We start from the raw sequence: 9,348 nt of genomic DNA on the forward strand, positions 1-9,348 counted from the left end.
GGGGCATCTGCGGTTCGTCATGATCACTGGACGTCGCACAGGTCGCCCCAGCACGCCTCCAGCAGGACGCCGGTGCGGGGGGTGTAATGCGCGATGAACCCCTCGAAGCGGCGCTCGCCGCGCTGCAGCCCCGTGGTGGAGCTGGAGGAGAACACCGTCCAGACGCCGTCGCCGTTGCTGGAGGCCGCGCGAGCGCCGGGTTTCAGCGCAGTGGGTGCAGCCGGCGGCCTGACGGTGACCACATCGCCTGGGACGTCGAAGGCCGCAGCGGCGCGGGCCCGGATGTCGGCGGCCGATACGTCCGCGCCGCCCGCAGGCTCCTCCAGAGATCCGCCGGTGGGCAGGGCGGCGGCGTTGCACACTCGCACCGTCACGACACATTCCGCAAGGCCTGGCACACTGACCAGGCAGTCGTCGGCGTCACTGTCCAGGCAGGCTTGCAAAGCGTCCTGGTTCACGCCGTTGAAGGTGGCGGGCAGACCTGCAGCGAGAGCGTCCGTCCCATGCGCCGGGGCAGGCGCGGTGGGCGATGTCACCGCCGCGCTGGTCTGTCGGCGGGGCTTGCTCGCCGTCCACTGGGTGAACTTGCTGTTGTCGGTCAGCTTCGTGGTGAAGCAGTTCGGCGGCTTGTGGGCCGAACTACATGCGGGCAGCGTGACGGACTTGGCCACGTTGCCCGTTGCCACCTGTTCCCACACTTTGTTCCCGGTCATGAACTGCATCCGGTTGGCTATCGAGGGCACGTCGACATACGTGGGTCCCGTTACCTCAAGACCGACGTCGACGCGATTGGTGTTGCCGCCTACCACCTTCAGCTGCTTGGTGGTGGAGCCGACCTTGTTGAAGTCGTAAAGCACATCCCACTGGTTGCCGCTTTCCTGCCGGACCGTCATGTAGGTGTGGTTGCGATTGTCCGCCTTGGTCGGGTTGACTCCAGATTTGATGGCGGTCGCTCGCCCGCCGCTTGTCGTGAGTTCCGTCCAGCGCGGCCCGTAGGTGTGCGTGGTCTTCCCTGTCTTCTGGGCGTAGAGGCCGATCTCTATGCTGGGAGCAGCCAGCGGACTACCGGATGTGTTCGGGCTGACATGCAGGTAGTTGCCCACCTGGACGGTGGCCGACGACGTGTCGACCTGATCAAAGGTGATCGGCACATTGCGCCAGGTGGCGAAGCTGCCGGTCATCGGTTCCCCCGGCTGGCTGCACGTCATTCCCCAGAACGTGATCTGCGCGGTGTAGAGGAGGCTGCATGCCTCCGCGGGAGCAGATGCGTGCGCCTGTGGAGCGGTACCCAGAACGGTGAGTGCGGTGACCCCGGCGCATGCCGAGGCCAAGAATCTCGCGCGCGAACGCGACAAGGCTCCCCCTAGAAACGATCAAAAAAGGTCACAGGAAACCTACCGTCGCATCATCATCATCAACTCAGATGACTGTCAGGCAAGTTGACTTGATCGCGTCATATGACTCGCATCACGGGCGTCGCTGTCACACAGAGTTCGGCGACGCTCCCCACGCGCGAGCGGGACCGACGTCCGTATCCTTCGGCGGGTGAGTCTGATCGAGGTGGGGCCAGGGCAAACTGAGCTCGTCGTGCGGGGGCCGGGGGCGCTGGCGACCTCTGTCCGGTTGTTCGACTGGTCGCGTGCGGATGAGTACGAGTCCGTCTTCGCGGTGGAGGCCGTTGCTGATGGTGTGCGTGCACGGCTCGAGAATGTGACCGTCACCGTCTGGGATGACATGAGCGAGTTCTTCGACGGCCTCGCGCGCGATTTTCGTGGCTGGGAGGGGGAGCGGGTTTGGATCAACAACCATCTGGTCGTGACGGCGACATTCGGCTCGGGTGGTCATGTGTATGTGGACTGGACGCTTCGGTCCGGCTTCTTTCCCGGTGACTGGAAGTGCACGGTGACGACCGTGATCGAAGCCGGTGAAGGGATGACGGCTGTAGCTGCGGACCTGCGGGAATTTCTGCGCCAGGGGTAGGCCGCCCGCGTCGGCCGGCAGGCACCCCCGCGTCCGGTTCAGCTGACGGCCTGCTGCTCAGCGCGGGCGCGGGTGGTGGCGAGGCGGTAGGAGTCGGTGCCAGTCTCGATGATGTTGCCGCCGAAGGTGAGGCGGTCGACAATGGCTGCGCAGAGGCGGGGGTCGGTAAAGGTCTTGGTCCAACCGCTGAAGGACTCTGATTCGAGGCCCTCTGACATGGCGCGCCGCAACTTGACCGGACACATATCAACTGCTCTCGGACGCGGTACGAGGTAGCGGCCGAGAAGGCTTTGGGGTCCTGCGTTTGGGGGTGGGCGGGCGAGAGCCTGTGGCCCCCGCCCGACTGCGATGTGCTGGTTTGGTGTCGGTGGGTTGGTGTCAGTGACGGCACGTCAGGACTGGCCGTTTTCGCTGGTCGGGCGTTGAGGAAGGGCAGGGACACCGCCGTGGAGCGGTGCGTGCGGCGGCCGCGGCTGTCATGGGGCGGTACACCTCGCTCCGCTCCACTGTCTTGGGAACGGCACTTCTGGTCCTTCGGAGGGCTGCGCGGCGGCACGGTGGCCGGTGTCGGTTTTGCGCGGGCGGAAGGGTGTGGGGTGGGGGAGCCGGGCGCGTGGGGTGAGGTCACGGCGGGGCTGAGGGTGTCCAGGCCGGTGCTGGTTGCGCGGCTGCTGGAGCTGGATGCGGTCGGGGCGTTGACGACGGCGCATGTGCGTGCGGGTGCCCAGGTCGGCGGGGTGAATGCGCGCACGGTGTGGCGCTGGCTGGAGGTTGCGCGGGCCGAGGGCCGCGTGGAGCGCAGGCCGCGGGCCCGGCTGGAGGTGTCCGACCAGGCGTGGGAGGTGCTGGCGCAGGCGGGCGGGAATGTGGCGGCGCTGCACCGACATCTGAAGGCGGCCGGGTGCGAGGTGCCCTCGCTGGCGTCGTTGCACCGGGTGGTGCGCCGGGACCTTCAGGCCGGCAGGGTCCTGCCGGACCGCGCGGTGGTGCGGCGGGAGCGGGATGAGCAGCAAACGCGGCAGACACTGGCTGACCTCGCCCTGGCCGGACCGCGTGAGGCAGGCGCGGCGAAAGTGGCTGCGTGCCGGCTGCCGCGTCTCGCACCAGAGGGGAGCAGCGGCTTGCCGGTGGGGGAGAGCGGCGCGCTGGCAGGCGCGCAGCTGGTGCGGACGTCGTCGGCGCGGACGGTGGCCGAGGGGGTCGGGCAGGCGATGGCGGTTCAGGGCGCGGGTGTGTGTGTTCGGTGACCCCGGTCGGGGCAAGACCGGCCGTGCGGATGGCGCTGGGTGAAGTGCCCACGGGCTGGAAGGTGACGTGGGTGCCGGTACCGGTGCGCCCGTCGGTGGCCGGCATGAGGCGTGGGGTGTTGGACGCTCTGGGGCTGGCGGGCCGCTTCCCGCCCACGTCGGCGCTGGCCGCCCAGGCGCTTGCGCTCCGCCGGAACCGGCAGCGGGGACCGGGACGCGACCACCACGTCAACCGCGTCGAACAACTCGGACATGGAACACCTCCGCTCCCACCCTGCCCATGAACCGTACATATGGCGTACGGGTAGCGTGCATTTTCCGTACGTAGAGTGTTCGTGGGTGGCTCAACCGGAGGGTGCTCTTTGCGGTGTCGAGCAGGGCGGGGGAGGCGTCGGAGGGCCAGCCGTCTGTCGCTGCCGCCTGGTGGGCGGCGGCGTGCATGAAGGACAGGTAGATCTTGTAGCGGTGGGGCGACCAGTCCTGGTCTCTCCAGACCCAGGCGGCGACCGCGCCGTCGGGGTCATGGCCCGTCTCCCGGCCGACCGCCTGGGCCCGGGAGCGCAGCCGCCGGGCCAGGACACGGTCGAGTATGAGCGGCTCGGGGCCGTTCGCCGGCTTGACCGTCTTGCCTGCGAAGTAGAGGAACTTGGTGAAGAAGGACGGCCCGAACCCGGGAATCCGGCCGCGGAGCCCCTCGTAGGACGCTACTGCGCCGTGCCTGCTCAACACGGTGACCGCATCATCCAGGGCCTCGTCCAGGAGGTCCTCGGCGGCCAGGATCTTGTGGAGGGTGGTTGGTCCGCTGCCGCCCGGGGGAGCCGCTCTTTCCCTTCCCCCACACGTAGGTGGCGGCCAATGCCTCTCGGAGCGTCTCGCGCGCCAGCGTGTTGGCGACCACGACGTCACCTGCGCCCGGCTGACCCGACCGTCCCCGGTGAAGGAGTGGGGGGCCAGTGCCGATGGCCAGGGGGTGGTCCCCGGCTGTGACGCAGCTCCTGTCGCCCCCGGGGGAGGCCGCCGTACCGTTGTCCGCACCTCCCCGCCCGGGCGCGCAGTGCCCGCGACCGGATCACCCACACCGGAACACCCAGGACAGGCGGGCATACGCACAGGACGGTCCACCATGCCCACCGCGCTCTCGCCCGTCATCGCCGCCTCCGCACGCTGGCTGCTGGCGGCCTTCCCCCCGGCCCCCGGCCCGCTGAACCAGGCCCTGGCCGAAGCCCAGGCAGGCCATGCGGCCACCATCGCCGCCGCCCTGCGCTACCCCACCGCGCTGGACGCCGAACTGCTGGACCTGCTCGGCCCCGGCGGCTCCGGCCGGCTGGACTTCGTCACCGGCGCCGACGCACCCCCGCTGACGGACGCCACCCACGCCTGGCGCACCCAGGTCGACGAGACCGTCGTCAGCTGGGCGGCCTGCCTGCTGGCCGACGCCGACCTCGCCGCCCTGGCCGCCGCCTGCCTGCCCGCCACCCACCACGGCCCCGACAGCGTGGGCGACGCGCGCCGGCTGACCATCCCCAGCCCGCGCGACCACCGCGCGGCCCCCCTGCTGCGCCACCCGGACTTCCTCGGCCCGATCGCGGACCTCCACCGCGAGACCCTCCTCGGCCTCCTCGGCGCCGCCCCGGCCGTCACCGCCCCCGAACCCGGGTGACCACCGAGCCCGCACGACCACAGGCAGCCGGCCACCGCCGGGCCGCCACAGCCCGTCGCGCTCAGGGCGCCTTGAACAGAGCCGGGAAACGCGGAGCGAGCCAGGGCTTGCGCCCCCGACCAGGATGCGGCCCTGAGCGAGGGGACCCCGTGGCGCACCGTGCTCGCTCAATGCGGTGACCGCAGCGGCGAGGCCGTCGAAGGCCAGGATCTTGTGGAGGGGTGACGGTCCGCTCCCACCGGGAGTGCCGCACCTTCCTTTGCCCATACTCGAGTGAGCCCGATGGGGGTCTGCCAGCGGCCCCTGGTCCTCACGCCCACTGCATGCCGAGCTCCCGCAGCGCGGCCTGCTGCTCCGCGCTGAGCTTGTCCCGCCTCGCCCTGGTGTTGGAGACCCATACGCCGAGCTTCACGGTCACCGGCTCCGCCTCGCCGTCGACCGTGATCTCCTCAGCGTGGCCGCGCGGGACCGGCCGGTGGGCGCCTTCTCGTTCGACCCACTGCGTGAGCGCCGTAAGGCCGCGCTGGAACGCTTGCTGCGCCTTGCTCGAACCCTTCGCCGCCCGCCCGTCCGCCGGTGCGGGAGACGGCGCCGGGAGCGGCTTGACGCCCAGCACGGTCAGCCGCTCCTGCTGCTCGGTGGACAGCCGCCCCCAAGTGGCCGGCTGTTTCTGCTGCTGGAGCCATCGGCCCAAGTCGTCGCCGTCCATGAGTACGCCGGGTGCGATGTCGGGCAGGAGCCCGCCGGGTTCGTCGTGGGCGAGGTCGGCGAGGACGTGGTAGTGCCGCTGCCAGTCCAGCGGCCACGGGCAGTCCCAGTCCGGGTCGATCGCGGTGAGCTGCGCCGCACGCTGCGCCGCCCGCTTCGGGTCCTTGCCCAGGCCGTTCTTCGCGCCCTTCCGCCGCAGGTTGGCCATGTGCTGCCCGATGGACACCCTCGCCTCGCCCTCGCCCCATACCGCGTCCTGTCGTGGTGCGAGGTGCCCTGTGGCCCGCCGGTAGGAGCGCAGCGCGGCGAGCTTGGCCTCCCAAGCCTCCTCACCGGGCTCCCAGAGCATCCCGGCCTCCGGCGCGTCCAGCAGCGTCTTGCGCCGCTCCTCCAGCTCCCCGGCCCGTAGCGCCTTGCGCTGCTGGTGGACCCATCGCCCAAGCGGGAACGCCTTGGTCGCCCCGACCTCGACCTCAACGTCGTAGGGCACGGCGTGCAGGCCGGTGATGTGGTTGTCCTTCCGCCACCGCAGGAGGGCCTGGTAGCCCTGCAGCCAGACCAGGGATTCGGGCCGGTAGACCCGGGTGCGCAGGAACGCGGCGATCGTCGCGGCGTCGCGTGGGCTGGAGAAGTGCAGCAGGGCGGATTCGGCGGCGGCGTCAGCGCCGTCCTGTTCTTCGCCGTTGCCTTCTCTGCCGGCCCCGACGATCCGCCCGTCCTCGTCCCGCTTCACGTGCACCTGCCGCCGCCCGCTGCTCAGCGCCCGGCTGGCGAGCTGCTCGACGAGGCGTTCCGAGTGCGAGCGCAGGCCCTGGAGGACGGCTACAAGGGGGCGGAACGAGGCGCTGGCGACCATGTCGGTGGGGTCTTCGCCGGGCTCCAGGAACACCGGCACGATGATCCGCGCGACCTTCGTGGAGCCGTCCTTGTTAAGCCGGAGCGCGCGGCCGATGTTCTGCACGATCTCCACCTGGGAGCCGCGGGTGTCCGCGAAGCACACCGCCTCGACTCCCCGTTCGCCGGTGATGTCGACGCCTTCCCCGAGCACGCGAACGCTGGCGAGGAACGCGCGGTGCACCCGGCGCCCGGCCGCGTCGATGCCGTTCGCGAACTGCCGGAGCACCTCCCGGCGTTCGGTCACGAGGTGGTCCCCACACAGCCACGCCGACCACACCCGGTCCGGGGGTACGTGGCGGCCTGCCTCGAGTTCGTAGAAGGCCGCGGCGATGGAGGACGCGGGGAGCTTGCCGGCGGCGGCCAGGTCGTCGTCGGTGGCGTTGCCCGCGTACAGCTCGGCAGCCGTCTTCGGCAGCTTCTCCGCGAACGCCGCGGCTTCCTCGACCTTCTGGTGGAACGTCATGACCGTACGCAGGTTGTACGCGGCGGCGTGCTCCAAAAGCGCGGTCTGCAACAGCGCCAGCCGCCGGCCGCGCCGGGCCTCCTCGGACTCCCCGACGAGGGGGGAGGGGTCGCGAATCTCCAGGACGTCGATCTCGAACCCGGCAAGGATGCCCCGCTCGATGGCCTCCGAGAGCCCGAGCTCCGCAAGCCACGCACCGTACGTACCCTCCGGGTCGTCGGCCATGGTCGCGACCTCCGCCTCCGGGCCCTCCGCGCCCCTCTGCGGCAGGGCCGCGGCGAGGATGCGAGGCGTCGCCGTCAGGTAGAGCCGGAACTCCGCCGGGATCCGCTGGTTGTCGTGGATCGCCGCCCACGGACGACCAAGATCACCGGCGGTTCCGTGCGCCTCATCCACGATCGCGAGGTCGAAACCCGCCATGCGCTGCCCATACAGCCGCTCCCCGCCCGCCAGAGCGGCCTCCAGCGGCCCGCGAACGCGTCCCTGGCCCTCGGGTGCGTCAATGTCCTCCCGGTCCACCAGAGAGGCATACGTGGCGAACACGACCACCGGCCCGGACCCCGCCCACAGGGCAAGCTGGATCGGGTTCGTGGTGGTCCGCACCTCCAGCTCCTTCAGCACCGGATCGTTCTCCAGCGAGCACACCGCCACCATCGGGCCCCGGTGACCCACCAGACGCCACGCCTGAGCGGTCTGCACCAGCAAGTCCAAGGTGGGCACGGTCACGAGGATCCGGCCGTCCGCGAACGACTCCACCGCACACGCAGCGGCCGTGATCGTCTTGCCCGAACCCGTCGCTGACACGATCGTGCCCCGGGCACCCTGCGGCGGCACAGATGACCTTGCAGGGAATCCCACCCACCTGCGAAACGCGAAACGCTGATCGACCTGGTGTTCCTTGAGCTGAATCGCTGACATTTCCACGCCTCCCCGAGCGATGAATTCGTGTGGTCTTTAGAGGGCCGCGTGCGAAATACAGGCCGCGCCCAAATCATTCCAGATCGACGCATCCGCCTTGTGCCAACCGCCCGGCTTCCCGTCCTTGAACGGCGGGGCTTGTCGGCCGGGTCGTAGTCCCCGGCACCGAGCGTGCAGACCACGACGTCCCGTCGCCGTTCACCGTCCGCGCCGTGCACAGACCGCCGGCCTCGCCCAGCGCCTCCAACCTCCGACGCCGCGCCGTGGGGCGCGGCAGCACGTTCTCCCCGACGAACCTCTCCAGCCGCACCAGGTCGGCCCGCTCACACTGCCTCACGTCCGCGATAAGTACGGCCAGTTCAGCGACCCCGACCGACGGGCGGCCGCCACGCCGCGACCACTCCCGGTCCGCGATGCCCACCAAGGCCTCGCTCACGGCCGTCACGCCGTCATCCCAGCCGTCCGAGAACACCGCGCCCCGAGAGGCCGGCGCCATGCCGCCCAGCTCCACCACCTCGCACTGCACCCCAGCGACCGCCCCGGCCTCCAGCGCGGCCACCAGGTCGTCCGCCTCGCTCGTGGGCACGCCGTGCGCCTCCGGAAGCGCGAACACCTTCAACCGGAGGTTCACGCCCCAGTCTGGTACTGCGTCCCACAGAATTGCCGTTCAGCGCGGGATCAGGTCCGGTAGATTCGTTGGGACCGTTCATATGCGGTCGTTCCTCTCAGAACTCCGGGGAGGCTCCCAGATGGGTGGGTGTCCCGTGTTTCCGCCAACGGTACATGCTGCATCAATTTGAGCCACGCGGTGCACTGGAACCCACACCAACGAACGACACCCACCCGACCTACCCCCTGCCCTCGCAACTCCCGCGCAGGGACCGCGTCTCGACCAGGTAGCCCGGGCACTGGACAGACATGACTCGACTCAGTGCGACCGCTGCACAACTGGCCCAAGGCGCCAGGCCGGACGGGCCTCCGTGGCTCAAATGGACGTTCCTGGCCGTGTGGCTCGTCCTGACCCCAGCGATCATCTACAAGCTGTACCAGCACGGCTACTTCAGAAGACGACGCTAAGAGCCGCACGACGACCAGCCCCGCCCCTCGCAGCCAGCTCGGCCCGCGCCAGCGGGCCCTAAGGTCCTGGAGGCGCAGCCGGAAGGACCGTCAGGCGAGGGAGCGCAGCGGACTCGCCGGCCAGGCTGGAGCGAAGCGGAAGCCTGGTAGCGGGACGAAGTCCCGCCGGTCCGGGAGCGCAGCGGACGGACCGTCACCCTCCTTGCGCAGCAAGGAGGGTGAGCGTGGAGCGCAGCTCCACGCCAGCGCTCCCGCGGAGCGGGAGCGCAACCCCGCGCGCAGCGCGGGGGTTCGCTTGCACATCGCGCAGCGATGTGGTACCCGCGGAGCGGGTACCAAGGTCGGGAGGACGTCGTGGAGGGGAACGGGGTGTCAGGTACGGTAGGACGACGAGCTGG

7 protein-coding genes and 1 pseudogene are annotated in these 9,348 nt (G+C 70.2%); 3 read left to right on the forward strand and 5 right to left on the reverse strand.

Annotated features, from left to right (window positions below):
* Positions 1-23: 23 nt before the first annotated feature.
* The gene (locus E5082_RS31725) at positions 24-1,181 is read right to left on the reverse strand and encodes a hypothetical protein (protein WP_135794661.1); all 1,158 of its coding nucleotides are present in this window, start codon (positions 1,179-1,181) and stop codon (positions 24-26) included.
* Positions 1,182-1,545: 364 nt separating this feature from the next.
* Between E5082_RS31725 and E5082_RS31730 the strand changes: the two genes are divergently transcribed.
* Complete coding sequence (locus E5082_RS31730) at positions 1,546-1,980, forward strand: DUF6228 family protein (RefSeq protein WP_135794662.1); 435 nt, start codon at positions 1,546-1,548, stop codon at positions 1,978-1,980.
* Between the two features lie 38 nt (positions 1,981-2,018).
* On the opposite strand, the pseudogene E5082_RS31735 reads toward E5082_RS31730, so the two are convergent.
* Positions 2,019-2,180: pseudogene (locus E5082_RS31735) on the reverse strand (ATP-binding protein); the annotation flags it as partial.
* A gap of 453 nt (positions 2,181-2,633) precedes the next feature.
* Here E5082_RS31735 and E5082_RS31740 point away from each other — a divergent pair.
* Positions 2,634-3,227: a hypothetical protein gene (locus tag E5082_RS31740; protein ID WP_229919050.1), complete on the forward strand. Its 594-nt coding sequence runs from the start codon at positions 2,634-2,636 to the stop codon at positions 3,225-3,227.
* Positions 3,228-3,455: 228 nt separating this feature from the next.
* Here E5082_RS31740 and E5082_RS33630 read toward each other — a convergent pair whose 3' ends face one another.
* The gene (locus tag E5082_RS33630; protein ID WP_341869187.1) at positions 3,456-4,376 is read right to left on the reverse strand and encodes an 8-oxoguanine DNA glycosylase OGG fold protein; all 921 of its coding nucleotides are present in this window, start codon (positions 4,374-4,376) and stop codon (positions 3,456-3,458) included.
* Between E5082_RS33630 and E5082_RS31750 the strand changes: the two genes are divergently transcribed.
* Positions 4,351-4,887, forward strand: a complete 537-nt coding sequence (locus E5082_RS31750) for a hypothetical protein (RefSeq protein ID WP_135794664.1) — start codon at positions 4,351-4,353, stop codon at positions 4,885-4,887. The genes E5082_RS33630 and E5082_RS31750 overlap by 26 nt on opposite strands.
* Before the next feature lie 310 nt (positions 4,888-5,197).
* Here the strand turns inward: E5082_RS31750 and E5082_RS31755 are convergent, their stop codons facing one another.
* Complete coding sequence (locus E5082_RS31755; RefSeq protein WP_135794665.1) at positions 5,198-7,873, reverse strand: DEAD/DEAH box helicase; 2,676 nt, start codon at positions 7,871-7,873, stop codon at positions 5,198-5,200.
* Between the two features lie 73 nt (positions 7,874-7,946).
* Complete coding sequence (locus E5082_RS31760) at positions 7,947-8,504, reverse strand: hypothetical protein (protein ID WP_229919051.1); 558 nt, start codon at positions 8,502-8,504, stop codon at positions 7,947-7,949.
* Positions 8,505-9,348 lie beyond the last annotated feature (844 nt).

It is taken from the genome of Streptomyces griseoluteus (assembly GCF_004784465.1).
In the GTDB taxonomy this organism is placed as follows: Bacteria; Actinomycetota; Actinomycetes; order Streptomycetales; family Streptomycetaceae; genus Streptomyces; species Streptomyces griseoluteus.